This window comes from Micrococcus sp. PSi08 (assembly GCF_054960655.1).
Genome location: NZ_JBHNYP010000003.1, coordinates 73,841 through 99,510, shown reverse-complemented (window position 1 = coordinate 99,510; position 25,670 = coordinate 73,841). Strand labels below are relative to the sequence as shown.

19 protein-coding genes and 3 tRNA genes are annotated in these 25,670 nt (G+C 74.1%); all 22 read left to right on the top strand.

Translation table 11 applies throughout. The features are described 5' to 3' along the window. The first annotated feature begins 38 nt into the window (after positions 1-38). Complete coding sequence (gene ilvD, locus ACFI33_RS01870) at positions 39-1,766, top strand: dihydroxy-acid dehydratase (RefSeq protein WP_069941567.1); 1,728 nt, start codon at positions 39-41, stop codon at positions 1,764-1,766. A 103-nt stretch (positions 1,767-1,869) separates the two neighbouring features. Then, positions 1,870-2,655, top strand: a complete 786-nt coding sequence (gene nagB, locus ACFI33_RS01865; protein WP_063190340.1) for a glucosamine-6-phosphate deaminase — start codon at positions 1,870-1,872, stop codon at positions 2,653-2,655. Between the two features lie 43 nt (positions 2,656-2,698). Beyond that, positions 2,699-3,919 (top strand): N-acetylglucosamine-6-phosphate deacetylase, encoded by a 1,221-nt coding sequence (locus ACFI33_RS01860; RefSeq protein ID WP_340309473.1) that lies wholly within the window; start codon positions 2,699-2,701, stop codon positions 3,917-3,919. A gap of 290 nt (positions 3,920-4,209) precedes the next feature. Then, positions 4,210-6,111, top strand: a complete 1,902-nt coding sequence (locus tag ACFI33_RS01855) for an acetolactate synthase large subunit (RefSeq protein WP_036312965.1) — start codon at positions 4,210-4,212, stop codon at positions 6,109-6,111. Positions 6,112-6,123: 12 nt separating this feature from the next. Continuing rightward, positions 6,124-6,633, top strand: coding sequence for an acetolactate synthase small subunit (gene ilvN / locus ACFI33_RS01850; RefSeq protein ID WP_002854209.1), 510 nt, complete (start codon positions 6,124-6,126; stop codon positions 6,631-6,633). 35 nt (positions 6,634-6,668) lie between these two features. Beyond that, complete coding sequence (ilvC, locus tag ACFI33_RS01845) at positions 6,669-7,700, top strand: ketol-acid reductoisomerase (RefSeq protein ID WP_010078979.1); 1,032 nt, start codon at positions 6,669-6,671, stop codon at positions 7,698-7,700. Positions 7,701-7,849: 149 nt separating this feature from the next. Further along, a complete protein-coding gene (gene serA / locus ACFI33_RS01840) occupies positions 7,850-9,445 on the top strand; it encodes a phosphoglycerate dehydrogenase (protein WP_134416617.1) in 1,596 nt (531 codons plus the stop codon). A gap of 64 nt (positions 9,446-9,509) precedes the next feature. After that, positions 9,510-10,367: a hypothetical protein gene (locus ACFI33_RS01835; protein WP_227448583.1), complete on the top strand. Its 858-nt coding sequence runs from the start codon at positions 9,510-9,512 to the stop codon at positions 10,365-10,367. After that, positions 10,360-11,985 (top strand): methionine--tRNA ligase, encoded by a 1,626-nt coding sequence (metG, locus tag ACFI33_RS01830; RefSeq protein ID WP_036312954.1) that lies wholly within the window; start codon positions 10,360-10,362, stop codon positions 11,983-11,985. The genes ACFI33_RS01835 and metG overlap by 8 nt, the downstream gene beginning before the upstream one ends. A 71-nt stretch (positions 11,986-12,056) precedes the next feature. Further along, positions 12,057-13,133, top strand: a complete 1,077-nt coding sequence (locus tag ACFI33_RS01825; RefSeq protein ID WP_462623693.1) for a 3-isopropylmalate dehydrogenase — start codon at positions 12,057-12,059, stop codon at positions 13,131-13,133. A 144-nt stretch (positions 13,134-13,277) separates the two neighbouring features. Next, positions 13,278-14,369 carry a branched-chain amino acid aminotransferase gene (locus ACFI33_RS01820; protein WP_462623692.1) on the top strand — a complete coding sequence of 364 codons (1,092 nt, stop codon included), beginning with the start codon at positions 13,278-13,280 and terminating at the stop codon, positions 14,367-14,369. 25 nt (positions 14,370-14,394) lie between these two features. Beyond that, positions 14,395-16,656: a carbon starvation CstA family protein gene (locus tag ACFI33_RS01815; RefSeq protein WP_462623691.1), complete on the top strand. Its 2,262-nt coding sequence runs from the start codon at positions 14,395-14,397 to the stop codon at positions 16,654-16,656. 1 nt (position 16,657) lies between these two features. Then, the gene (locus tag ACFI33_RS01810; protein ID WP_462623690.1) at positions 16,658-16,903 is read left to right on the top strand and encodes a YbdD/YjiX family protein; all 246 of its coding nucleotides are present in this window, start codon (positions 16,658-16,660) and stop codon (positions 16,901-16,903) included. 196 nt (positions 16,904-17,099) lie between these two features. Beyond that, a complete protein-coding gene (locus tag ACFI33_RS01805; RefSeq protein WP_100058773.1) occupies positions 17,100-17,894 on the top strand; it encodes a fumarylacetoacetate hydrolase family protein in 795 nt (264 codons plus the stop codon). 50 nt (positions 17,895-17,944) lie between these two features. Continuing rightward, a complete protein-coding gene (gltX, locus tag ACFI33_RS01800; RefSeq protein WP_363931650.1) occupies positions 17,945-19,522 on the top strand; it encodes a glutamate--tRNA ligase in 1,578 nt (525 codons plus the stop codon). Continuing rightward, positions 19,519-20,316 (top strand): HAD family hydrolase, encoded by a 798-nt coding sequence (locus ACFI33_RS01795; RefSeq protein WP_462623689.1) that lies wholly within the window; start codon positions 19,519-19,521, stop codon positions 20,314-20,316. The genes gltX and ACFI33_RS01795 overlap by 4 nt, the downstream gene beginning before the upstream one ends. A gap of 119 nt (positions 20,317-20,435) precedes the next feature. Continuing rightward, a tRNA-Gln gene (locus tag ACFI33_RS01790) sits at positions 20,436-20,507 on the top strand. A gap of 55 nt (positions 20,508-20,562) precedes the next feature. Further along, positions 20,563-20,635: transfer RNA gene (locus ACFI33_RS01785), tRNA-Glu, on the top strand. Between the two features lie 129 nt (positions 20,636-20,764). Next, positions 20,765-20,837: transfer RNA gene (locus ACFI33_RS01780), tRNA-Glu, on the top strand. Positions 20,838-20,950: 113 nt separating this feature from the next. Beyond that, positions 20,951-22,759 (top strand): dynamin family protein, encoded by a 1,809-nt coding sequence (locus ACFI33_RS01775; protein ID WP_363931645.1) that lies wholly within the window; start codon positions 20,951-20,953, stop codon positions 22,757-22,759. Beyond that, on the top strand, positions 22,756-24,516 hold the full coding sequence (locus ACFI33_RS01770; RefSeq protein ID WP_363931641.1) for a GTPase: 1,761 nt from the start codon (positions 22,756-22,758) through the stop codon (positions 24,514-24,516). Before ACFI33_RS01775 ends, ACFI33_RS01770 begins: the two co-directional genes overlap by 4 nt. Continuing rightward, positions 24,513-25,661 (top strand): thiamine-phosphate kinase, encoded by a 1,149-nt coding sequence (locus ACFI33_RS01765; RefSeq protein ID WP_363931638.1) that lies wholly within the window; start codon positions 24,513-24,515, stop codon positions 25,659-25,661. The genes ACFI33_RS01770 and ACFI33_RS01765 overlap by 4 nt, the downstream gene beginning before the upstream one ends. The last annotated feature ends 9 nt before the right edge of the window (positions 25,662-25,670 follow it).

The following is a 25,670-nucleotide window of genomic DNA, read 5'->3' as shown; positions in this document are numbered from 1 at the left end:
GTCGGCCCGGTGGCGCCGTGCTCACTAGACTCCGCGGCATGGACTCCGCCGCGTCGACTCCCAGCACCCCGTCCGCCGCCCCCGACATCAAGCCGCGCTCGCGCGACGTCACCGACGGGATGGAGCGCACCGCCGCCCGCGGCATGCTCCGCGCGGTCGGCATGGGGGACGAGGACTTCGGCAAGCCGCAGATCGGCATCGCCTCGTCCTGGAACGAGATCACCCCCTGCAACCTCTCCCTGGACCGCCTCGCCCAGGCCTCGAAGGACGGCGTCCACGCCGCCGGTGGATATCCGCTGGAGTTCGGCACGGTCTCCGTCTCGGACGGCATCTCCATGGGCCACGAGGGCATGCACTTCTCCCTCGTCTCCCGCGAGGTGATCGCCGACTCGGTGGAGACCGTGATGATGGCCGAGCGCCTGGACGGCTCCGTCCTGCTCGCCGGCTGCGACAAGTCGCTGCCGGGCATGCTCATGGCCGCCGCCCGCCTGGACCTGGCGTCCGTGTTCGTCTACGCAGGCTCGATCATGCCGGGCGTGGCCCGCCTGACCGACGGCACCGAGAGGCAGGTGACCATCATCGACGCCTTCGAGGCGGTCGGCGCCTGCGCCCGCGGTCTCATGTCCGAGGAGGACCTGCTCCGCATCGAGAAGTCCATCGCCCCGGGCGAGGGCGCCTGCGGCGGCATGTACACCGCCAACACCATGGCCTCCATCGGTGAGGCCCTCGGCATGTCCCTGCCCGGTTCCGCCGCCGCCCCCTCCGCGGACCGTCGCCGTGACGCCTTCGCGCGCCGCTCCGGCGAGGCCGTGGTGAACATGCTTCGCCAGGGCATCACGGCCCGGGACATCATGACCAAGCCCGCGTTCGAGAACGCGATCGCCGTGACCATGGCCTTCGGCGGCTCCACCAACGCCGTGCTGCACCTGCTCGCCATCGCCCGGGAGGCGGGCGTGGACCTGCAGCTGTCCGACTTCAACCGCATCGCTGACCGCACCCCGCACATCGCCGACCTCAAGCCGTTCGGCCAGTACGTCATGACGGACGTGGACCGCATCGGCGGCGTCCCGGTGGTCATGAAGGCCCTGCTGGACGAGGGCCTGCTGCACGGGGACACCCTCACCGTCACCGGCAAGACGCTCGCCGAGAACCTGGCCGCGCTCGATCCGGACCCGGTGGACGGCAAGGTCATCCGCACCATGGACGACGCGATGCACCCCAACGGCGGCATCGCGATCCTCCACGGCTCGCTGGCCCCGGAGGGCGCCGTCGTGAAGTCCGCCGGCTTCGATGCGGACGTCTTCGAGGGCACCGCGCGCGTCTTCGACCGTGAGCGCGCCGCCATGGACGCCCTCGAGGACGGGACCATCGCCGCCGGCGACGTCGTGGTCATCCGCTATGAGGGCCCGAAGGGCGGCCCGGGCATGCGCGAGATGCTCGCGATCACCGGCGCCATCAAGGGGGCGGGCCTGGGCAAGGACGTCCTGTTGATCACCGACGGGCGCTTCTCCGGCGGCACCACCGGCCTGTGCATCGGCCACATCGCTCCCGAGGCCGCCGAGGGAGGGCCGATCGGCCTGGTGCAGGACGGCGACCGCATCCGCGTGGACATCGCCGGACGCACCATGGACCTGCTCGTGGACGAGGCCGAGCTCGCCGCCCGCCGCGAGTCCTGGAAGCCGGTGGAGCCGAAGTTCACCACGGGCGTGCTGGGCAAGTACGCCAAGCTGGTGCACTCGGCCGCCGAGGGCGCCTACCTGGGCTGAGGGCCGGTCGGCCCGCACGCCGAGACGAGCAGAGGATGAGCATGCACGAGACCGACGCCCGGGCCGGGGGAACCCCGCCGCGTCCCGGGCGGGAGGCGCGCTGATGGAGGTCGTCATCCTGCCCGACGCCGCCGCCCTGGGCCGGCACGGCGCGGACGCGGTGGCCGCCCACGTGGCGGCCCGTCCCGAGGCCGTCCTGGGGCTGGCCACCGGTTCCTCGCCCCTGCCCGTCTACGACGAGCTCGCCCGCCGGGTCCGGGACGGGGAGCTGTCCCTGCGCTCCTGCCGCGCGTTCCTGCTGGACGAGTACGTCGGCCTGCCCGCGGGACACCCCGAGTCCTACCGCACCGTGATCGAGCGGGAGTTCGTCGCGCGCACGGACATCGCCCCGGAGGCCGTGCACGGTCCGGACGGCGGGGCGGCGGACGTCCCGGGCGCCTGCGCCGCCTACGAGGAGGCGCTGCGTGAGGCCGGCGGCGTGGACGTGCAGCTGCTCGGCGTGGGCACGGACGGGCACATCGCGTTCAACGAGCCCGGCTCCTCCCTCGCCTCCCGCACGCGCATCAAGGTGCTCGCCGAGCAGACCCGGCGGGACAACGCCCGCTTCTTCGACGGCGACCTCGACCAGGTGCCTACCCACTGCCTCACCCAGGGCGTCGGCACGATCCTCGACGCCCGGCACCTGGTCCTGCTGGCCCGGGGCGAGGGCAAGGCCGAGGCGGTGCGGCAGCTCGTGGAGGGCCCCGTGAGCGCGCGCTGGCCGGTCACGGCCCTGCAGCTGCACCCGCATGTGACCGTCCTCGTGGACGAGGCCGCCGCCGGGCGACTCGAGCTCGCGGGGGAGTACCGCCACATGTGGGAGGCCAAGCCGTCCTGGCAGGGCCTCTGAGCGCCCCTCGTCCATCGACCCGCCCACCCCGGAAGGTGCATCCGTGCCCGCCTCGGTCCCTCACCGGCCGCGCGCCGAGCAGGCGTCGCCGGCCGCCGCGTCCCCGTCGGTGCTGTGCGCGGACCGCGTCCATGACGGTGAGCGCCTCGGCGGCCCCGGCTGGATCGCCCTGGCCGAGGGCCGGGTGGTGGCCGTCGGGGGCGGGGACCCGCCGCGCACCCACGGCCCCGTACACGACCTCGGCGACGCCCTCCTCGCTCCCGGCTGCGTGGACGTGCACTGCCACGGCGGCGGCGGACACGCCTTCGAGTCCGGCGCGGCCGCGGCACGCGCGGCGGCCGCGGCCCACGCCCGTGCGGGCACGACCACGGTGGTGGCCTCCATCGTCACGGACGAGGTCGACGCGCTCGCGGCGCAGCTGACGGCCCTGACGCCCCTGTGCGCGGAGGGGGTGCTGGCCGGCGTGCACCTCGAGGGTCCCTGGCTCTCGCCCCTGCACCGCGGCGCACACCGGGCCGCGTCGCTGCGGGCTCCGGAGCCCGAGGACGTCGCTCGCCTCGTCGAGGTCGGCGCGGGCCACCTGGCGATGGTCACGCTGGCCCCCGAGCTGCCCGGGGCCCTCGACGCGGTGGGCCGGCTGGCGGAGGCGGGCGTCGTCGTCGCGATCGGCCACACGGACGCCTCCTACGAGACCACGCGCGCGGCGATCGAGGCGGGCGCGCGGATGGCCACGCACCTGCACAACGCGTGCCGGCCCGCCCACCACCGCGAGCCCGGGCCGGCCGTCGCCCTGCTGGAGGACCCGCGCGTGGGGATCGAGACCATCGTGGACGGCGTCCACCTGCACGCGGCCACGGTGCGGCGGGTCGCCCGGGAGGCCGGGGAGCGGTGGATCCTCGTCTCGGACGCGATGGCCGCCGCCGGCTGCGGCGACGGCGAGTTCCCCCTCGGGCCGCTGCGGGTCCGGGTCCACGACGGCGTCGCGCGGGTGGTCGGCGCAGACGGGGCCGCCGGGGCCATCGCCGGGTCCACGGCCACGGTCGCCGGCTCGGTGCGCTCCGCCGTCGCCGCCGGGGTCGACCTCGACGCCGCGCTGCGGGCGGCGACGGCCGCGCCCGCGGACGCCCTGGGGCTCCCCGACGTCGGCCGGCTCCGAGTCGGGAGCCGAGCGGACGCCGTCGTCCTCGGCCCGGAGCTCGAGGTGCGCGGGGTGCTCCGTCACGGAACGTGGGTGAAGGCGGCCGCCACCGCGGCGGCTGACTAGGGTGGGCTCAGGCCCGGGATTCGACCCCGACCGCCCGGTCGTCTCACGATGTGACGCTTTATCTCACATTGCGAGACAGGCGGGTGGTCGATGGCGGACGGGGCGCACGGCTGTCGATACTGATACCACCCCGAAGGACCCGGCGGCCCGTGTCCCCACCTCAGACTCCGCCACGCCGGCCCGATCCGTCATCGACGCGGCCACGGTCCCCGACGCCCGACGGATCCGAACGACGACCGTCCGACGCCCCCGCGACGGACACGCAGCGACGAACGCAGTGAGGTGACCCCATGAGCACGACCCCCCGCGACGCCCGCGCGGCGGTCCCGCAGGTCCCGACGCCGGCCTCCCACCCGACGGAGACCGCCCGGGTCCAGGAGCGCCGTCCGGCCCCCCGGCCCGAGATCGTCGAGCCGCGGGTGCCCGGCGAGGGCTCCCGCGTCGAGCCGACCCGGATGACCGGCTCCGAGGGCATCATCCGCTCCCTGGAGGAGCTGGGGGTCACGGACGTGTTCGGGCTGCCCGGCGGCGCCATCCTGCCGACCTACGACCCGCTCATGGACTCCGATCGGATCCGCCACATCCTGGTGCGCCACGAGCAGGGTGCCGGTCACGCGGCGCAGGGCTACCACCTGGCCACCGGCAAGGTCGGCGTGGCCATCGCCACCTCCGGTCCCGGCGCCACCAACCTGGTGACCGCCATCGCGGACGCCCACATGGACTCCCAGGCGGTCGTGTTCATCACCGGCCAGGTCTCCTCCGCCGCGATCGGCACGGATGCCTTCCAGGAGGCGGACATCGTGGGCATCACGATGCCCATCACCAAGCACTCCCGGCTCGTGACCCGGCCCGAGGACGTCCCCCAGGCCCTCGCCGAGGCGTTCCACATCGCCGCCACGGGCCGGCCCGGGCCCGTGCTCGTGGACGTCACCAAGGACGCCCAGCAGGGCGAGTTCGAGTTCGCGTGGCCGCCCCGGATCGACCTGCCCGGCTACCGCCCCGTCCTGCGCGGCCACCCCCGGCAGATCCGCGAGGCCGCCCGGCTGATCCGCGAGGCCCGGCGCCCCGTGCTGTACGTGGGCGGCGGCGTGGCCCGCGGCGAGGCCCACGAGGAGCTGCGCGCCCTCGCCGAGCTCACGGGCGCCCCGGTGGTCACCACCCTCACCGCCCGCGGCGTCTTCCCCGACTCGCACCCCCAGCACCTGGGCATGCCGGGCATGCACGGCGGCGTCCCCGCCGTGGCCGCGCTCCAGCAGGCCGACCTGCTGATCACGCTCGGCGCCCGCTTCGACGACCGCGTGACCGGTCACCTGCCCTCGTTCGCCCCCGGCGCCCGCGTGATCCACGCGGACATCGACCCGGCCGAGATCTCCAAGAACCGCACCGCGGACGTGCCGATCGTCGGCCACGTCAAGGAGATCATCCCGGACCTGGTGGCCGAGCTCGCGACGGACACCGAGGCGCTGCCCGACCTCGCCGACTGGTGGGCGGTGCTGCGGCGCCTGCAGGAGACCTACCCGATGGGCTGGACCGAGACCGAGGACGGCCTCCTCGCGCCCCAGGAGGTGATCTCGCGTCTGTCGGCCCTGTCCGGCCCCGAGGCCACCTACGTGGCCGGCGTCGGCCAGCACCAGATGTGGGCCAGCCAGTTCGTCGCCTACGAGCGCCCGCGCCAGTGGCTCAACTCGGCCGGCCTCGGGACGATGGGCTTCGCCGTCCCCGCCGCGATGGGGGCGCAGGTGGGCGAGCCCGACCGCGTGGTCTGGGCCATCGACGGCGACGGCTGCTTCCAGATGACCAACCAGGAGCTCGCCACGTGCGTGATCAACCGCATCCCCATCAAGATCGCGGTGATCAACAACTCCTCGCTGGGCATGGTGCGCCAGTGGCAGACCCTCTTCTACGACGGGCGCTACTCGAACACGGACCTGAACACGGGCCACGACACCGCCCGGGTGCCGGACTTCGTCAAGCTCGCCGACGCCTACGGCGCCGCGGGCCTGCGCTGCGACCGCCGGGAGGACCTGGACGACACCATCCGCCAGGCCCTCGCCATCGACGACCGCCCCGTGATCGTGGACTTCGTGGTCTCCCGTGACGCCATGGTCTGGCCGATGGTCCCCGCGGGGGTCAGCAACGACGCGATCCAGGTGGCCCGGGACATGACGCCCGACTGGGACCAGGAAGACTGAGGAGGGCAACCGATGGAACGCCACACCCTGTCCGTGCTCGTCGAGGACGTGCCCGGCACCCTGACCCGCGTGGCCGGCCTCTTCGCCCGGCGCGCGTTCAACATCCACTCGCTGGCCGTGGGCGTCACGGAGGTCGAGGGCCTGTCCCGGATCACCGTGGTCGTCGACGCCGACACGGACCTGCTCGAGCAGGTCACCAAGCAGCTGAACAAGCTGATCAACGTGATCAAGGTCGTCGAGCTCACGCCCGACTCCTCCGTTCAGCGCGACCACCTGCTCGTGAAGGTGCGCGCCGATGCGGCCACCCGCGGCCAGGTCGTCCAGGCGGCCGACCTGTTCCGCGCCCACGTCGTCGACGTGGCCCCGGAGTCCCTGACCCTCGAGGCCACCGGCACCCGTGACAAGCTCGAGGCCTTCCTCGAGATGATGGAGCCCTACGGTGTGCGCGAGCTCGTCCGCTCGGGCACCCTCGCCCTCGCCCGGGGGCCGCGGTCCATGACCGACCGCGCCCTGGCCCGCTGACCGTCCCGATCCACCCATCCCGTGAGGAGAACAGCATGACCGTGAAGAAGTTCTACGACGACGACGCCGACCTGTCGATCATCCAGGGCCGCACCGTGGCCGTCATCGGCTACGGCTCCCAGGGCCACGCCCACGCCCTGTCGCTGCGCGACTCCGGCGTGGACGTGCGCATCGGCCTCGCCGAGGGCTCCAAGTCCCGCGCCAAGGCCGAGGCCGAGGGCCTGCGCGTCGTCGACGTCGCCACCGCCGCCGCCGAGGCCGACCTGATCATGATCCTCACCCCGGACCAGGTCCAGGCCGACGTGTACGACCAGCACATCGCCGGCAACCTGCAGGAGGGTGACGCCCTCTTCTTCGCGCACGGCTTCAACGTGCGCTTCGGCTACATCCAGGCCCCCGAGGGCGTCGACGTCGCCCTGGTCGCCCCCAAGGGCCCGGGCCACGTGGTGCGCCGCGAGTTCGAGGCCGGCCGCGGCGTGCCCGCGCTGATCGCCGTCGAGAAGGACGCCTCCGGCCAGGCCCACGCCCTCGCCCTGTCCTACGCCAAGGCCGTGGGCGGCACCCGCGCCGGCGTCATCGAGACGACCTTCACCGAGGAGACCGAGACCGACCTGTTCGGCGAGCAGGCCGTGCTCTGCGGCGGCGCCTCCCAGCTCGTGCAGTACGGCTTCGAGACCCTCACCGAGGCCGGCTACCAGCCCGAGATCGCCTACTTCGAGGTGCTGCACGAGCTGAAGCTCATCGTCGACCTCATGGTCGAGGGCGGCATCGCCAAGCAGCGCTGGTCCATCTCCGACACCGCGGAGTACGGCGACTACGTCTCCGGCCCCCGCGTCATCACCCCCGACGTGAAGGAGAACATGAAGGCGGTCCTCGCCGACATCCAGTCCGGCGCCTTCGCGCAGCGCTTCATGGACGACCAGAAGGCCGGTGCGCCCGAGTTCAAGGAGCTCCGCGCCCGGGGCGAGGCCCACCCGATCGAGAAGACCGGCCGCGAGCTGCGCCAGATGTTCTCCTGGCTCAAGGACGCGGACGACGACTACACCGAGGGCACGGCGGCCCGCTGAGCCGCCCGAGCCCCCGACGCCGGCCCCGGGCATCGCGCTCCGGGGCCGGCGTCGCATTCCGGCCACGGTCCGGTCACGCGTCTAGGCTCGAACCGGAGCGCGGGCCGGCCCGCCTCCCATCCCACCGCACCACACCTCCAGGAGCACCCGTGAGCGCAGCCCAGCCCGTCGTCCTGATCGCCGAGGAACTCTCGCCCGCCACCGTCGAGGCCCTCGGCCCCGACTTCGAGATCCGCCGCACGGACGGCGCCGACCGCGCCCGACTCCTCGAGGACCTGCGCGACGTCGACGCGGTGCTGATCCGCTCGGCCACCCAGATGGACGCCGAGGCGATCGCCGCCGCGCCGCAGCTGAAGGTCATCGCGCGCGCCGGCGTCGGGCTGGACAACGTGGACGTGCCCGCCGCCACCGAGGCCGGCGTCATGGTCGTCAACGCGCCGACGTCGAACATCATCTCCGCCGCCGAGCTCACCTGCGGCCACATCCTGGCCGCCGCCCGCAACATCGCGGCCGCCCACGGCTCGCTGAAGGCGGGGGAGTGGAAGCGTTCGAAGTACACGGGCGTCGAGCTCTACGGCAAGCGGCTGGGCGTGATCGGCCTGGGCCGCATCGGCGCGCTCGTGGCCGAGCGCATGAAGGCGTTCGGCATGGAGATCCTCGCCTACGACCCCTACGTGACCACCGCCCGCGCGCAGCAGCTCGGCGCGAGCCTCGTCGAGCTGGACGAGCTGCTCGAGCGCGCCGACGTGGTGACGATCCACATGCCCAAGACCCCCGAGACGGTCGGCATGATCGGCGATGAGCAGTTCGCCCGCATGAAGGACACCGCGATCATCGTGAACGTGGCCCGCGGCGGCCTCGTGGACGAGGACGCCCTCGCCCGCGCGCTCGAGGCCGGGACCATCGGGGGCGCCGGCATCGACGTCTTCAGCTCCGAGCCGGCCACGGACCTGGCGTTCTTCGCGCACGACTCCGCCGTCGTCACCCCCCACCTGGGCGCCTCGACCGCCGAGGCCCAGGAGAAGGCGGGCGTCGCCGTCGCCGGCTCCGTGCGCCTGGCCCTCTCCGGCGAGCTCGTGCCGGACGCCGTGAACGTGGCCGGCGGCGCGATCCACGAGGACGTGCGCCCCGGTCTGCCGCTGGCCGAGAAGCTGGGCCGCGTGCTCACCGCGCTGGTGGGCGAGCAGTCCATCACGGCCGTCGAGGTGGAGATCGCCGGTGAGATCGCCGAGCACGACGTCTCCGCGATGCGCCTGGCCGCCCTGAAGGGCGTGTTCACGGACATCGTCTCGGACCAGGTCTCCTACGTGAACGCCCCCGTGCTGGCCGAGCAGCGCGGCGTCGAGTGCCGCCTCACCACCACCGCGGTGTCCGAGTCCTACCGCAACACCGTCACGGTGCGCGCCGCGACCGCGCAGGGCACCCAGACCGCCGTCACCGGAACGCTCACCGGCCCGCGCCAGGTGCAGAAGCTCGTCGGTGTGGACCGGCACGAGCTCGAGGTGCCGCTGGCCGACCACCTGCTCGTGTTCGCCTACCAGGACCGCCCGGGCGTGATCGGCGTCCTGGGCCAGGCCCTCGGGGTGCAGGGCGTGAACATCGCCGGCATGGACGTCTCGCGCGACGACGAGGGCGCCGCCCTGGCCGTGCTGACCCTGGACGGGGCGCTGTCCGGAGACACCGCGGCCACGCTGGCCGCGGCCATCGGCGCCGCCCGTGCGGCCGAGGTGGACCTCTCCGCCTGACCCGTCGACGCCCGGGCGGGCATCGCGGGGCCGGCGCGCGTCGCCCTGTGTTGAGATGGTGTCCATGTCGCGTCCACCCGAGCCCCGCCCCGCACCCGCCCCGACCGCGCGCGCTGCAGCGGCCCGCCCCGCCACGCCTCCGGGTGTGCAGGGCCGCTGGGCCCGGCGCGCGGCGGGCGGGCTGATCGGCGTCAGCGTCCTGCTCGCCGCCTGGTCGTTCGCCCTCCCCTTCGTGTTCGGGCTGGGCCCGCGGCAGGTGCCGTGGTGGCGCGAGGTCTTCGACGTGAACCACGAGGCCAACCTCACGGCGTGGTGGAGCTCGGGCCTGCTCCTGCTGGGGGCCGCGGGCTTCACCACGGTGGGTCTCGTGCGTCGCGCGCTGGGGGCGGACCGGCGGCGGAGCCTGCTCGCGTGGTTGACCCCCGCGGCCCTGCTGGCGGCCATGAGCCTGGACGAATCGACGCAGATCCACGAGCAGGCCGGCCAGCTGTGGGAGGTCCTGCCGTTCGCGGGGGAGAACCCGCTGCCCGCGTTCCAGTGGCTGATCCTCGGCGCGCCGGCCGCGATCGTCGTCCTCGGGCTGCTCGCGCTGTGCACCGTCGCCCTGCCCCGCCGGACCCGAGCGCTGACGGTGGCGGGCGGCGCGGTGTTCTTCGTCGGCGCGATCGTCCTCGAGGCGGTGCCGCTCGTCTTCGGGATCGGGCGCAGCACCCTGGCCTACCACGTGGCGACGCACGCGGAGGAGCTGACCGAGATGATCGGGGCGTCCGTGCTCGTGGTGGCCCCGTGGGCCCACCTCCACCTGCGGCCTGCGCCGGGCCATCTGCAGGTCACCGCCGACGGCGTCCCGGACGCCGGCGCGGACGACGTCGTCCTCGGCGCGGGCCCCGGCCCCGCCGCTAGACTCGACGACTGTGACTGACGCCCGCGCCCCGTACTACCTGACCACGGCCATCTCCTACCCGAACGGCGAGCCGCACATCGGCCACGCCTACGAGTACATCGCCTCGGACGCGATGGCCCGCTTCCAGCGGCTCGACGGGCGGGACGTGCGCTTCCTGACCGGCACGGACGAGCACGGCCAGAAGATGGAGCAGACGGCGCAGCAGCAGGGCCTGAGCGCCCTCGAGCTGGCCACGCGCAACGCCGCCGTCTTCAAGGAGATGGACGACGACGTCCTGGACATCTCCTACGACCGCTTCATCCGCACCACGGACACGGACCACGCCGAGGCCGTCCGCGAGATCTGGCGGCGGATGGAGGCCAACGGGGACATCTACCTCGGCTCCTACGCCGGCTGGTACTCCGTGCGGGACGAACGCTACTTCGGCGAGGACGAGACCGAGGTGGATCAGGACGGGGTGCGCCGCGCCGTCGAGACCGGCACCGAGGTGACGTGGACGGAGGAGGAGTCCTATTTCTTCCGCCTGTCCAAGTACCAGCAGCCGCTGCTGGACCACTACCGCGAGCACCCGGACTTCGCCGCCCCCCGGTACCGCTTCAACGAGGTCATCCGCTTCGTGGAGGCCGGGCTCGAGGACCTGTCCATCTCCCGGACCTCCTTCCAGTGGGGCATCGACCTGCCGGCGCCCGCGGACCCCGAGGCCGCCGACGCCGACCGGCGCGCCGACCACGTCACCTACGTCTGGGTCGACGCGTTGACGAACTACCTCACCGGCGCGGGCTGGCCGGCGGAGGACCCGGAGGCGTTCGCGCGCTACTGGCCCGCGGACCTGCACGTGATCGGCAAGGACATCTCCCGGTTCCACTGCATCTTCTGGCCCGCGTTCCTCATGTCGGCCGGCCTCGAGCTGCCGCGCCGCGTCATGATCCACGGCTTCCTGAACAACAACGGGGCCAAGATGTCCAAGTCCCTGGGCAACGTGGTGCACCCGCGGGAATGGGTGGCCCGGTACGGCCTGGACGCCATCCGCTTCTTCCTGCTGCGCGAGTTCCCGTTCGGCGCGGACGGCTCCTACAGCCACGAGGCCGTGGTGAGCCGCAAGAACGCGGACCTGGCCAACAACCTCGGCAACCTCGCCCAGCGCTCGCTGTCCATGGTGGCCAAGAACTGCGGCGCCGCCGTGCCCGAGCCGGGCGAGTTCACCGAGGCGGACCGCGCCGTCCTGGCCCAGGTCGACGCCCTGCTGGAGCGCTCCCGGTCCGCGTACGCGGTGCAGGACTTCCACGACGCGCTCGAGGAGACCTGGCGCGTGCTCGGCGAGGTCAACGCCTACTTCGCGGACCAGGCCCCGTGGGTGCTGCGCAAGACGGACGAGCCGCGCATGCGCACGGTGCTGTACGTGACGTTGCAGGCCGTGCGCCGGGTGGCCCTGCTCGCGCAGCCGGTGATGCCCGGCTCGGCCTCGCGGCTGCTGGACCTGCTCGGCGTCCCCGCCGAGGGCGACGCAGGCCGCACCGGCGCGTCCGGCACCGGCCCGCGGTCCTTCGCCGCGTTCCACGAGGACCTGGTCCCCGGCACGCCGCTGCCCGCCCCGCAGCCGGTCTTCCCGCGCCACGAGGAGCCCGCCGAGGACTGAGTCGGTCCGGAGGGTGAGACCGGGTGTCACACGATGTGGTCCTCACGCGTGCCCCGCGTAGCCTGAGGGCCATGACCGAGACCACACGCAGCTCCGCAGACCCCTTGGACATCGCCGTCATCGGCGGCGACGGCATCGGTCCCGAGGTCACCGACCAGGCCGCCGCCGTCCTGCAGGCGGCGCTGCGTGCCGAGGGACGCCCGGAGGCCCGGCTCACCCCCTATCCGCTGGGTGCAGAGCACTGGCTCGAGACCGGCGAGGCGCTCACGGACGAGGTCCTTCAGTCCCTGCGCCGCCACGACGCGATCCTGTTCGGGGCCGTGGGCGCCGCGCCCGGGGACGAGCGCATCCCGTCCGGGCTGATCGAGCGCGGCATGCTGCTCACGCTGCGCTTCGCGCTGGACCACGGCGTGAACCTGCGCCCGGCCACCCTGCTGCCCGGCGCCGTCAGCCCCCTGGCCGCGCCCGGCGAGATCGACTTCACCGTGGTGCGCGAGGGCACGGAGGGGCCGTACGTGGGCAACGGCGGTGCGATCCGCGTGGACACCCCGCACGAGATCGCCACAGAGGTCTCCGTGAACACGGCGTTCGGCGTGCGCCGCGTCGTCGAGGACGCCTTCCGTCGCGCCGACGCGGGCGAGCGCAAGCGCCTCACGCTCGTGCACAAGCACAACGTGCTGGTCCACGCCGGCCACCTGTGGCGCCGCACCGTGGAGTCCGTGGCGGCCGACTTCCCCGCGGTCACCTGGGACTACATGCATGTCGACGCCGCCACGATCTTCCTGGCGACGGACCCGGCCCGCTTCGACGTGATCGTGACGGACAACCTGTTCGGGGACATCATCACGGACCTCGCCGCCGCCGTGACCGGCGGCATCGGGCTCGCCGCCTCCGGCAACATCAACGTCGAGGGCACGGCGCCGTCGATGTTCGAGCCGGTCCACGGCTCCGCCCCGGACATCGCGGGCCAGGGGGTCGCCGACCCCGTGGCCGCCATCCTCTCCGCCGCCCTGCTGCTCGAGCACGTGGGCGAGGCCGGCGCGGCGTCGCGCGTGCGCACCGCCGTGTGGGCGCACCTGAAGGACCGGGTGGACGGCGCGCGGGGCACCACCGCCGAGGTGGGCGCCGACGTCGTCGCGCGGGTCTGACGCGCGGGCCCGGCGCGTCGACGCCGGGTCTAGGATGGGGCGACGGCCTGTGGCGTGTGCCACGCCCGGCGCCGTGGCCCCCGCGCGTCGTGCCCGGCACCGGAGCCGTCCCATCCGCCACCCGTCACGAGGAGTGATCCCACCGTGTCCGAGACCGTGTTCACGCGGCAACCGCATCTGTCCCCGATGTCCGATCAACAGCGCGTCGAGATCCTCCAGGACCCCGGTTTCGGCAACGTCTTCACGGACCACATGGTCTCGATCGACTGGACCTGGGACGAGGACGGGGGCGCGTGGCACGACGCCCGCGTGGAGCCCTACGGACCGCTGTCCCTGGACCCCTCGGCCGCGGTGCTGCACTACGGCCAGGAGATCTTCGAGGGCCTGAAGGCCTACCGGCACGAGGACGGGTCGGTGTGGACGTTCCGCCCCGAGGCCAACGCGGCCCGCCTGAACCGCTCCGCCCGCCGCCTGGCCCTGCCGGAGCTGCCCGAGGAGCTGTTCCTCGGCTCGCTGCGGGCCCAGCTCGAGGCGGACCGGGCCTGGGTGCCCACCGGCCCGGGCCAGTCCCTCTACCTGCGCCCCTTCATGTTCGCCTCCGAGGCGTTCCTCGGCGTCCGCCCGGCCCGGCAGGTGCGGTACATGGTGATCGCCTCCCCGGCCGGCAACTACTTCGGCGGCGAGCTCAAGCCGGTGACCATCTGGGTCTCGCGCGACTACGCCCGCGCCGGCAAGGGCGGCACGGGCGCGGCCAAGACCGGCGGCAACTACGCCGCCTCGCTGCTGCCCCAGCTGCAGGCCGCGGCCAAGGGCGCCGACCAGGTCGTGTTCCTCGACCAGTACCACGACGACGCGATCGAGGAGCTCGGCGGCATGAACGTGTTCTTCGTGCACGCCGACGGCCGGCTCGTCACCCCGGCGCTCACCGGCACGATCCTCGAGGGCGTCACCCGCTCCTCGATCCTTCAGCTCGGCCGGGACATGGGCCTGGCCGTCGAGGAGCGTCGCGTCACCCTCGCCGAGTGGGCCGAGGGCGTCCGCTCGGGCGCGATCACCGAGGTCTTCGCGTGCGGCACCGCCGCCGTCGTGACCCCGATCGGCCGCCTGCTCGACGGCGACGACGTGATCGAGTCGGCCGGCGGGACCGACGTGACCCTCAAGATCCGCGCCGAGCTCGAGGGCATCCAGACCGGGCGCGTCGAGGACCGCCACGGCTGGCTGCACCGCCTCGTCTGACCCCACCCCACGAACGGAGACTCCCGTGAGCTCGCACCGCTCCTCCGCGCCCGCCGAGGGCGCCCCACGCCCGGCCACGACGCCGGAAGACCTCCCGCCCACCGAGGCCGCCGGCCGGCCCCGCTGGACGCCCGTGAAGATCGCCGTCTGGGTGGCCGTCGCGCTGCTCGGCGGCGTCGCCTGGGCCATGCTCGCCCTGCACCGCGGCGAGACGATCAACGCGATCTGGTTCGTGTTCGCCGCCGTGGCGACGTTCGCGATCGGCTACCGCTTCTACTCGAAGTACGTCGAGCGCATGATCGTCCACCCGGACGACACCCGTGCCACCCCGGCCGAGTACCGGGCCGACGGCCGGGACTACGTGGCCACCGACCGCCGCGTGCTCTACGGCCACCACTTCGCGGCCATCGCCGGCGCCGGTCCGCTCGTGGGCCCCGTGCTCGCCGCGCAGATGGGCTACCTGCCCGGCACCATCTGGATCATCGTCGGCGTGATCCTGGCCGGCGCGGTCCAGGACTACCTCGTCCTGTTCTTCTCGATGCGCCGCGGCGGCCGCTCGCTCGGCCAGATGGCCCGGGACGAGCTGGGCCGCGTCGGGGGCACCGCCGCGATCGTGGCCACCCTGCTGATCATGGTGATCATCACCGCGATCCTCGCGCTCGTGGTGGTCAACGCCCTCGGCGAGTCCCCGTGGGGCGTGTTCTCCGTGGCCCTGACCATCCCGATCGCGATCTTCATGGGCCTGTACCTGCGCTACCTGCGCCCGGGCCGGATCACCGAGGTCTCGATCATCGGCTTCGTGCTGCTCATGGCCGCCATCATCGGCGGCGGCTGGGTCGCCGAGACCGACTGGGGCGTGGCCCTGTTCACCCTGGACCGCGTGACCATCGCGTGGGGCATCATCATCTACGGCTTCGTGGCCGCCGTGCTGCCCGTGTGGCTGCTGCTCGCGCCCCGCGACTACCTCTCCACCTTCATGAAGATCGGCGTGATCGCCGGCCTCGCCGTGGCCATCGTGATCGTGCAGCCGCAGATCACCGCCCCGGCGATCTCCGAGTTCGCCTCGGGCCAGACCGGTCCGGTGTGGCCGGGCTCCCTGTTCCCGTTCCTGTTCGTGACCATCGCGTGCGGCGCCCTGTCCGGCTTCCACGCGCTGATCGCCTCGGGCACCACCCCGAAGATGGTGGAGAAGGAGCGCCAGACCCGCTTCATCGGCTACGGCGGCATGCTCATGGAGGCCTTCGTGGCCATCATGGCGCTCGTGGCCGCGGTCTCGCTCGACCGCGGCATCTACTTCGCCATGAACTCCCCGGCCGCCCTCACCGGCGGCACCCCGGAGACCGCCGTCGACTTCGTCATGGGCCTCGGCCTGGCCGGGGTGAACCTCGTCCCTGAGGACCTGACCCACCTGGCCGACCTCGTGGGTGAGGAGACCGTGGTCTCCCGCACCGGCGGCGCCCCCACCCTCGCGGTCGGCCTGGCGCACATCATGGGCCAGCTCGTGGGCGGCGACGCGCTCATGGGCTTCTGGTACCACTTCGCGATCATGTTCGAGGCGCTGTTCATCCTCACCGCCGTCGACGCCGGCACCCGCGTGGCCCGGTTCATGCTGCAGGACTCCCTGGGCAACGTGGTCCCGCGCTTCAAGGACACCGGCTGGCGCGTGGGCGCCTGGGTGTGCACCGGCATCATGGTGGCCGCGTGGGGCGCCGTGCTGATCATGGGCGTGACCGACCCGCTGGGCGGCATCAACACGCTGTTCCCGCTGTTCGGCATCGCCAACCAGCTGCTGGCGGCCATCGCGCTCGCGGTGGTCCTGGCGATCGTGGCCGGCCGCCGGCACTTCCGGGGCCTGTGGATCGTGGCGCTGCCGCTGGCGTTCATCACCGTGGTCACCACCGTGGCGTCGTTCCAGAAGATCTTCTCCTCCATCCCGGCGGTGGGCTACTGGGCTCAGCATCGCGCGTTCCAGGACGCGCTGGCGGCGGGGAAGACGAGCTTCGGCGCCGCGAAGTCCGTGCCGGCCATGGAGGCCGTGGTCCGCAACACCTTCATCCAGGGCACGCTCTCCGTCGTCTTCCTGGTGTTGGCGCTGATCGTCATCACGACGTCGGTGCTCGCCACGGTGCGCGCCTTCCGCGGCACCGAGGTCATCGACCACCAGGACCCGTACGTGCCCTCGCAGCGCTTCGCCCCGGCCGGGCTGTTCGCCACGGCCGAGGAGAAGGAGCTGCAGCGGCAGTGGGACGCCCTGCCGGCGGACCGGCAGCCGGTGCGGGGTCACTGACGTGGCCGATCCGCGCGCGAAGCCGGCCGGGCCCTCCACCGCGGAGGGCTCGGCCGGCCCGTCACGGCCCGGGGTGTGGGCCCGGGCGCGCTGGTGGGTCCGCCAGCTCTCCGGTGAGGGGAAGTACGACGCCTACGTGGCCCATCACCGGGCCCACCACCCGGGGCGGGCACCGATGACCGAGCGGGAATTCTGGCGGGCCGAATACGCCCGCCAGCAGGCGAACCCCGGCAGCCGCTGCTGCTGAGCGGTCTCGACCCGCTCCGCCCGGCACCCCGCGCCGCACCCCGCTGAGCCAGACGAATCCGCCCGCGAGCCAGACGAATCGGTCGCCCCGGGCCGTCCGCCGCGGCCGAATCGTCTGGCTCGCGGCGTCAGCGGGGTCGGCATCGGGTGGGGTGTCCAGCGACTGCGCCCGCTGCTCACCCACTAGGCTGGCGGCCATGCGCATCGCCCGTTTCGTGGACCAGGCCGAACCGACCTACGGCATCGTGGAGGGCCCGGCGGACGCCGACCTCTCCGAGCTGAGCATCACCGCCCTGCAGGGGGACCCGTTCTTCCATGGGATCCAGCCGACCGGCACGACCCACCGCCTCGAGGACGTGCGGCTGGTCGCGCCGATCATCCCGCGCTCCAAGATCGTGGGCGTGGGCCGCAACTGGGCGGACCACGCCAAGGAGCTCGGCAACGAGGTGCCCACGTCCCCGCAGTTCTTCCTCAAGCCGAACACCTCCGTGGTGGGTCCGAACGAGCCGGTCACCCTGCCCAGCTGGTCGGAGGAGGTCTCCTACGAGGCCGAGCTCGCCGTCGTGATCGGCACCATCTGCAAGGACGTGCCGGTGAGCCGCGTGGACGACGTCGTGTTCGGCTACACCGTGGGCAACGACCTCACCGCCCGCGACGCCCAGCGCACCGACCTGCAGTGGGCCCGCGCCAAGGGCTTCGACGGCGCCTGCCCGCTGGGCCCGTGGATCGAGACCGAGCTGGACGTGGAGCCGACCGGCGGCCTGCGCATCACGTCCCGCCTCGACGGTGAGACCCGCCAGGACGGCACGACCGCGGATATGGTCTTCGGCGTCCGCGAGCTCGTGGCCGCGGCCTCGGAGATGTTCACCCTCCTGCCCGGCGACGTGATCCTGACCGGCACCCCGGGCGGGGTCGGGACGGTCCAGGAGGGCCAGCGCGTCGAGGCCGAGGTCGAGGGCATCGGCGTCCTCGCCACCGTCTTCCGCCGCTGACGCAGGCGCCCGACGACGGCGTCCGGGCCCCCGCGTAGACTCGGGGCATCATGACTGACGCCACCGCTCCCGTGTCCGAGAACGCCCCCGCCCCCTTCGCCGACGTCCCCCAGGTGGACGCCGAGACCCCCGTGCGCGTGCGCTTCGCCCCCTCGCCCACCGGCACCCCCCACGTGGGGCTGATCCGCACCGTCCTGTTCAACTGGGGCTGGGCGCGGCACACCGGCGGCACCCTCGTGTTCCGCATCGAGGACACGGATGCCAAGCGCGACTCGGAGGAGTCCTACCAGCAACTGGTCGAGGCGATGCGCTGGCTCGGGATCGACTGGGACGAGGGCGTCGAGGTCGGCGGCCCGCACGAGCCGTACCGTCAGTCCCAGCGCGGGCAGATCTACGCGGACGTGATCGAGAAGCTCAAGGCCGGCGGACACATCTACCCGTCCTACTCGAGCCCCGAGGAGACCGAGGCCCGTCACCGGGCCGCCGGCCGCGACCCCAAGCTCGGCTACGACGGCCACGACCGCGACCTCACGGACGAGCAGATCGCCGCCTTCGAGGCCGAGGGCCGCGCGCCGGTCTGGCGGCTGCGCATGCCGGACGAGGACATCACCTTCACCGACCTGGTGCGCGGGGAGATCACCTTCAAGGCCGGCTCCGTGCCGGACTTCGTGGTGGTGCGCGCGGACGGCTCGCCGCTGTACACCCTCGTGAACCCGGTGGACGACGCGCTCATGGGCATCACCCACGTGCTGCGCGGTGAGGACCTGCTCTCCTCGACTCCGCGCCAGATCGCGCTCTACCGCGCCCTGCACGCGATCGGCGTCGCCCGGTACATGCCGGTGTTCGGCCACCTGCCCTACGTGATGGGCGAGGGCAACAAGAAGCTCTCCAAGCGCGACCCGCAGGCCAACCTGTTCCTGCACCGGGACAACGGCTTCATCCCGGAGGGCCTGCTGAACTACCTCGGCCTGCTGGGCTGGTCCCTCTCCGCGGACGAGGACATCTTCACCCCGCAGCAGTTCGTGGAGCACTTCGACGTGCACAAGGTGCTGGCCAACCCCGCCCGCTTCGACGAGAAGAAGGCGATCGCGATCAACGGCACGCACGTGCGCATGCTCGACGTGGCCGACTTCCGTGACCGTCTCGTGCCCTACCTGCACGCGGCCGGCCTCGTGGGCGAGCACCTGACGGAGCGGGAGATGCAGATCCTCACCGCCGCGGCCCCGCTCGTGCAGGAGCGTGTGCAGCTGCTCGGCGAGGCCGTCGAGATGCTCGCCTTCCTCTTCACGGCGGACCGGGACGTCCGGACGGCCGAGGGCGCCCTCAAGGGGATGCCGGCGGACCTGGGGGCCGCCGTCGCCGCGGCCCGGGAGGCGCTGGCCGCCCTGCCCGAGGACGAGTTCACCACCGAGCGCATCGAGGCGGCGCTGCGGTCCGCCCTCATCGACGGCCTGGGCCTCAAGCCGCGCCAGGCGTTCGGCCCCGTGCGCGTCGCGGTGACCGGCCGCAAGGTGTCCCCGCCGCTCTTCGAGTCGCTTGAGATCCTGGGCCGCGACTCCGCGCTCGCCCGCCTGGACCGCTTCGCCGCGGAGCAGGGCCTGGACCAGGGCCGGCCCACCGACGCATGAGCCGGGGCGCCAGCACGACGCCGGCCGGCGGGTCCGCGGGCGCGCCCGCGCCGCCGGCCTGGGACGCCGTCCTCTTCGACCTGGACGACACGCTGCTGGATCTGCGCTCCGCCCAGCACGCCGCGTTCGACGCGACGGTGCGCCGGCAGTGGGCCGGGGCCGCCGACGTCGACCCGGCGGTGCTGGCCGAGGCCACCGACGCCTTCGCGTCCGACGCCGGCGGCCACTACGGGCGCTACGTGGCCGGGGAGCTGACGTTCGAGGAGCAGCGGCTGGCCCGCGTGGCCGACGCCCTGTGCGCGCTCGGCGTGCCCGAGGACGCGGCGATCCCGCTCGACGGCCTGTGGACCACCGACTACGAAGAGGTCGTGCGCGGGCACTGGGCGCTGTTCCCCGCGACCGCCGACGTGCTCGCCGAGGTGCGGGGAACAGGCCGTGGCGTGGGGATCGTCACGAATAACGTGGAGGCCTACCAGCGCGGCAAGGCCGACGCCCTCGGTCTGGAGTGGGTCGAGGTGCTGATCGGCTCGGACACGACCGGGGCCCCGAAGCCGGACCCGGCCCCCTTCCTCGCCGGCTGCTCCCGCCTGGGCACGGACCCGGGACGCACCCTCATGGTGGGGGACAGCCTGCACCACGACGTCGAGGGGGCCCGGTCGGCGGGGCTCGTCCCGGTGTGGATGAGCCCCGACGCCCCCGCCCACGGCGGGGCGGAGGAGCCGCTCTGGGACGAGGAGCACGCATGCTGGCGGATGCGGGCGATCGGCGGGCTGCGGACCTGGCTGGCGGCCTGACCCGCCGATTTTGCACGCGCCGCCCGGAGGGTGTAGAGTTCTTACTCGTTGCCGGAGAGATCCGGGAACACCGAGCTCATGAATATGATGCACATCGGTCAGGCATGCTTGACCGACAGTGGGGTATGGTGTAATTGGCAACACAACGGTTTCTGGTACCGTCATTCTAGGTTCGAGTCCTGGTACCCCAGCGAGTCTTCGGACTCAGTGAACGCGCACGGGCGGAGACGCTCGGACGTGGCGCACGGCCCCATCGTATAGCGGCCTAGTACGCCGCCCTCTCACGGCGGTAACGCGGGTTCAAATCCCGCTGGGGTCACGCAGTCGTCGCCCGGTCCTCAGACCGGAACGGCACGGGCGGATGAACGCATCCGCCGCCTGAACAGGAGACGCAGGCGCAGAAGAAGGTCTCCACGGCATCGCTTCCGCACACGCGGACAGCGCGCTCGGCCCCATCGTATAGCGGCCTAGTACGCCGCCCTCTCACGGCGGTAACGCGGGTTCAAATCCCGCTGGGGTCACCCGAGTGACAGGAAGCCCGGTCCCTGCGGACCGGGCTTCCGTCGTTTCCGGGCCTCCTCCGCCGGGCCGGCGGGATGGGCGGCCGGCGCGCGCCCGTGAGACGATGGCCCACGTGCCACACACGGATCAGAACGTCCCAGACCTCGGTGTCGACACGGCCGTCCGCCGCGTGCGCGAGCACCTCGCCGCGCTCGAGCTGCCCTTCGAGACCGTCACCGCGGGGCAGGACCGCGCCGAGCGCGAGCGCACCCTGCACCAGATCGACGACTACGTGCTGCCCCGCCTCGACTCGCTCGACGCGCCGCTGCTGGCCGTCGTGGGCGGCTCCACCGGTGCGGGCAAGTCCACGCTGGTGAACGCGCTCGTCGGCCACGAGGTCTCCCGCTCCTCCGCCCTGCGGCCCACCACGCGCCAGCCGCTGCTGCTGCACAACCCCGCCGACGCCCACTGGTTCACGGGCCCGCGGGTGCTGCCCGACCTCGCCCGCGTCAGCGTGCATCGCGACGCGGCCGCCGGCCCTGTCGAACCCGACCAGTCCGCGATGGACACGGTCGGGCTCGTGGCCGAGCCCGCGCTGCCCTCGGGCATCGCCCTCGTGGACGCCCCGGACATCGACTCCGTGGCGGACCAGAACCGCGCGCTGGCCCGGCAGCTCCTCGAAGCCGCCGACCTGTGGATCTTCACGACGACGGCGCACCGCTACGCCGACGCCGTGCCCTGGCAGCTGCTGGACGAGGCCGCCGCCCGCGACATCACCGTGGCCGTCGTGCTCGGCCGCGTGCCCGAGGGCGCGGCGGAGGACATCACCCCGGACCTGCGGCGCATGCTCACCGAGCGCGGCCTCGCCGACGCCCGGATCCACGTGATCCCCGAGACCCGCTTCGACGAGCGCGGCCTGCTCCCGCAGGAGCACGTCGCGGGTCTGCGCGCCTGGCTCGAGACCCTCGCCGCCGACGCCCAGGCGCGCGGCGCCGTCGCCCGCCGGACCGTGGACGGCGTGCTGGGCCAGCTGGCCGCCCGCGTCGCCGACCTGGCCCGCGCCGAGGAGGAGCAGCGGCACGCTGCGGACCTGCTCGCCCGGATCGTGGCGGATTCCACGGACCAGGCCGTCGGCCGGGTCCGCGAGGCCACCTCGGACGGGACGCTGCTGCGCGGCGAGGTGCTCTCCCGCTGGCAGGACTTCGTCGGCACGGGGGAGTTCTTCCGCGGCGTCGAGACCACGATCGGCCGGCTGCGGGACCGCCTCGGCGCCCTCGTGCGCGGGCGCCCGGCACCGCCCGAGGAGGTCGAGACCGCCCTGGAGACGGGCCTGCACGCCGTGATGGTCGAGGCGGCCGCCGCGGCCGCCGAGCAGATCGAGCGGCGCTGGGCGTCCGAGCCGGCGGGCCGGGCCCTCGTGGCCGGGCGTGACCTGGGCGCCCTGACGCCGGACGCATCGGCGCGGGCGGCCGACGTCGTGCGGGACTGGCAGTCGGACGTGCTGGCGCTGATCCAGGAGGAGGGCGCGGGCAAGCGCACGCGCGCCCGCCTGGCGGCCACCGGCGTGAACGGCGCGGCCGTGGCCCTCATGATCATCTCGTTCGCCTCCACCGGCGGACTCGCGGGCATCGAGGTCGGCATCGCCGGCGGCGCCGCCGTCGTCGGGCAGAAGCTGCTCGAGTCGATCTTCGGCGAGGACGCCGTGCGCCGCATGGCCCGGCGTGCCGATGAGCTGCTCGAGCGCCGCGTGCGGGCCTTCCTCGAGACCGTGCTCGCGGACCGCTTCCTGCCGCTGCTCCACCTCGAGCGCGAGCCGCAGGCCACCGAGGAGCTGCGCGCCCTCGTGCCGGTGCTGCGCCGCGGGGTGGCCGCCGGCGTCGACGGCCCGACCGGGCCCGAGCACGCCCCGTCCGCCGCCGAGGCGGGGGAGGAGCCCCGATGAGCCGCCGCGACACCCCCGCCCTGGCCCCCCGCCTGGACGCCCTCGGCGAGGCCGCCGAGCTGGCCGCGGGCCGCCTGCCCGAGGACGTCGTGGCCGGGGCCGACGCCGCCGTGCGCGCGGCCGGGGAGCGCCAGGCACTCTCCGCGGAGCACACCGTGGTCGGGTTCTTCGGGGCGACGGGCTCCGGCAAGTCCTCCCTGTTCAACGCGCTCACCGGCCGCGACCTGGCCCGCGTGGCCGCCACCCGGCCCACCACGTCCGAGCCGCTCGCCGCGGTCTGGGGCGTGGGCCGGGGACAGGGGCTGGACCCGGAGGCGGAGCACGGCGACGGCACCGGCGAGGGCGGCGGTGCGGCCGCCCTGCTCGACTGGCTCGGCGTGCGCCGCCGCCACCTGCTGGACGAGGCGCCTGTGCTCGACGACGGCCGCCCCGGCTTCCTCGGCTTCGGCCGCCGTGACGGCGCCGACGCCACCGGCCTGATCCTGCTGGACCTGCCGGACATCGACTCGGTCGAGCGGGGCAACCGCGAGATCACCTCCCGGCTGGCCGGCCACGTGGACGTGCTGGTGTGGGTCGTGGACCCGGAGAAGTACGCGGACGCCGTGCTGCACCGCGAGTTCCTGGCGACCATGGGCTCGCACGCGGCCGTGACCCTCGTGCTGCTCAACCAGGTGGACCGGCTCTCGGTGCGGGACCGGGACGTCGTGCTGGCCTCGCTGCGCCGGATGCTCTCGGGGCACGGCCTCGGCGATGTCAGGGTGCTGCCCGTGTCCGCGCGCACGGGGGAGGGCCTCGAGGAGGTCGGCCGGCAGGTCGCGGCGATCGTCGCCCAGCGCGGCGCGGCCGCCGAACGCCTGGGCGCGGACGTCGCGGCCCGTGCCGCGGACCTCGCCGCCGCCTCGGGCGAGGGCGAGCCGGCCGGCGTCGGGCCCGGGGACGAGCAGCGGCTCGGGCGCGAGCTGGCCGTGGCCGGCGGCGTGCCGGCCGTCGTCCGGGCGGTCGAGGGCTCGTACCGGCTGCGCTCGGCCAAGCGCACCAGCTGGCCCGTGCTGCGCTGGATGCACTCCTTCCGCGCGGACCCCCTGCGGCGCCTGCACCTGATGCCCGAGAGCGCCGCCCCCCGCCGCGACCGGGACGAGGTCGCCCGCGACCCCGCGCTGCACCGCACCTCCCTGCCCGAGCGCTCGGGCACCCAGCGGGCCGTCGTCGACGGCGCGGTCCGCACGCTGGCCGCCGCGGCCGGCGCGGGGGCCTCCGAGCCGTGGGCCGCCGCCATCCGCCGCGCGGGCCGGGAGCACGCCGAGGAGCTCCCCGGCGCCGTGGACCAGGCGATCGCCGCCACCGACCTCGGGGCCGGCCGGGGCAGCTGGTGGCACCCCGTGCTCGACGTGCTGCAGTGGCTCGCCCTCCTCACCGCCGTCGTCGGCGCCGGCTGGCTGGGCGTCCTCGCCCTGGCCGGGTACCTGCAGTTCCCCCTGCCGCCCGCGCCCACGGTCGAGGGCTTCCCCCTCCCGACGCTGCTGCTTGTCGGCGGCCTCGCGCTCGGCGTGTTGCTGGCCCTGCTGGCGATCCCCCTGACCCGGTGGACCGCCGCGGCGCGGGGACGCCGCGCGCGCCGCCGCCTCGAGGAGGCGACCACCGACGTCGGCCGACGGCTCGTCGTCGACCCGGTGCGCGCCGAGGTGGAGCGCTTCCATGCCTTCCGCGACGCCCTCGCCCGGGCCTCCGGCGTCCCGGTCCGGCGGGGCCGCCGGTGACGGTGCGCGACCCCGCGGCTGCGGCGGGGGCGACCGTCGGTGACCTCACGGAGGCCGAGCTGCTGGAGGTCGTCCTGACCGGGCTCGCCCCCGCCGTCCGGGACGGCCACTGGCCCGCCGGCGCCGTCGCCCCGGGCGACGACGCCGCCCTCGTGCCCGCGCCCCGCGGCGGAACGCTCATCTCCACGGACGCGATGGGGGAGGGCACGGACTTCCTGCACCGCTGGCCCGCCGGTCCCCGCACCCGCGGCCACGACGCCGGCTGGAAGGCCGTCGCCCAGAACCTCTCGGACGTCAACGCGATGGGCGGGACCGCCTCCGCGCTCGTCACCGCCCTCACCCTGCCGCCGACGACGCCGGTCGCCTGGGTGCGGTCGTTCGCCGCGGGCATCGTGGGCGCGGTGCGTCACCTCGGCGCGCCGGACTGCCGGGTGGCCGGGGGCGACCTGGGCACCGGCGGACGGGTCCACGCCGCGGTGACGGTGCTCGGGGACCCGCACCCCGGCGGAGTGCTGTGCCGCACGCCGGCCGCGGCGGACCGGGACCGCGTGCTCGCCGAGGGCGCCGACCTCGTCCATGCCCAGGCGGTGCCGGCAGGTCCCCGGGCCGCCGCGCCCCCGGGGCCGGGGTGGGCCGCCGCCGGGCTCACCCTGCTGCTCACCGACCGCGCGGAGCTGGAGCGACGGGCGGACGCCCTCCCCGCCGCCGACCGGCCGTCACCGCGGGAGCTCGCCCGCGCCGTCCGCGCCCAGCTGCGACCCCGCCCGCCGCTGGCCCTCGGGCCCGCCGCGGTGACGGCCGGCCTGCTCACCCTCATGGACGTCTCCGACGGCCTGGGCAAGGACGCGCACCGCATGGCGGCCGCCACCGGCGGGGCCGGCCCCGCGCCGGCACCGTGGCTGGACGAGGCCTGGCTGGCGGAGGCCGCCGCACCCCTGCGCCGCGTGGCCGCCCTGGCCGGGACCAGCCCGGAGGCGCTCGTGACCGGCGGGGGCGAGGACTACGGCCTCCTGGGGCTGGCGTGGCCCGAGACCGAGCTGCCCCGGGGGTTCACGCGGATCGGCCGGCTCGTGCCGGCCGGGGCCCGGCCGCCGGCCGGGCACCGGCCCCTGTCCGAGTCCGGCTGGGACCCGTTCGCCGGCTGAACGCCCGGG

Coding starts and splice junctions, on each gene's coding strand:
- gltX (WP_363931650.1), top strand. CDS start 17,945: ATGACTGACGCCACCGCTCCCGTGTCCGAGAACGCCCCCGCCCCCTTC.
- ilvD (WP_069941567.1), top strand. CDS start 39: ATGGACTCCGCCGCGTCGACTCCCAGCACCCCGTCCGCCGCCCCCGAC.
- ilvC (WP_010078979.1), top strand. CDS start 6,669: ATGACCGTGAAGAAGTTCTACGACGACGACGCCGACCTGTCGATCATC.
- ACFI33_RS01835 (WP_227448583.1), top strand. CDS start 9,510: ATGTCGCGTCCACCCGAGCCCCGCCCCGCACCCGCCCCGACCGCGCGC.
- ilvN (WP_002854209.1), top strand. CDS start 6,124: ATGGAACGCCACACCCTGTCCGTGCTCGTCGAGGACGTGCCCGGCACC.
- ACFI33_RS01770 (WP_363931641.1), top strand. CDS start 22,756: ATGAGCCGCCGCGACACCCCCGCCCTGGCCCCCCGCCTGGACGCCCTC.
- ACFI33_RS01805 (WP_100058773.1), top strand. CDS start 17,100: ATGCGCATCGCCCGTTTCGTGGACCAGGCCGAACCGACCTACGGCATC.
- nagB (WP_063190340.1), top strand. CDS start 1,870: ATGGAGGTCGTCATCCTGCCCGACGCCGCCGCCCTGGGCCGGCACGGC.
- ACFI33_RS01855 (WP_036312965.1), top strand. CDS start 4,210: ATGAGCACGACCCCCCGCGACGCCCGCGCGGCGGTCCCGCAGGTCCCG.
- ACFI33_RS01795 (WP_462623689.1), top strand. CDS start 19,519: ATGAGCCGGGGCGCCAGCACGACGCCGGCCGGCGGGTCCGCGGGCGCG.
- ACFI33_RS01825 (WP_462623693.1), top strand. CDS start 12,057: ATGACCGAGACCACACGCAGCTCCGCAGACCCCTTGGACATCGCCGTC.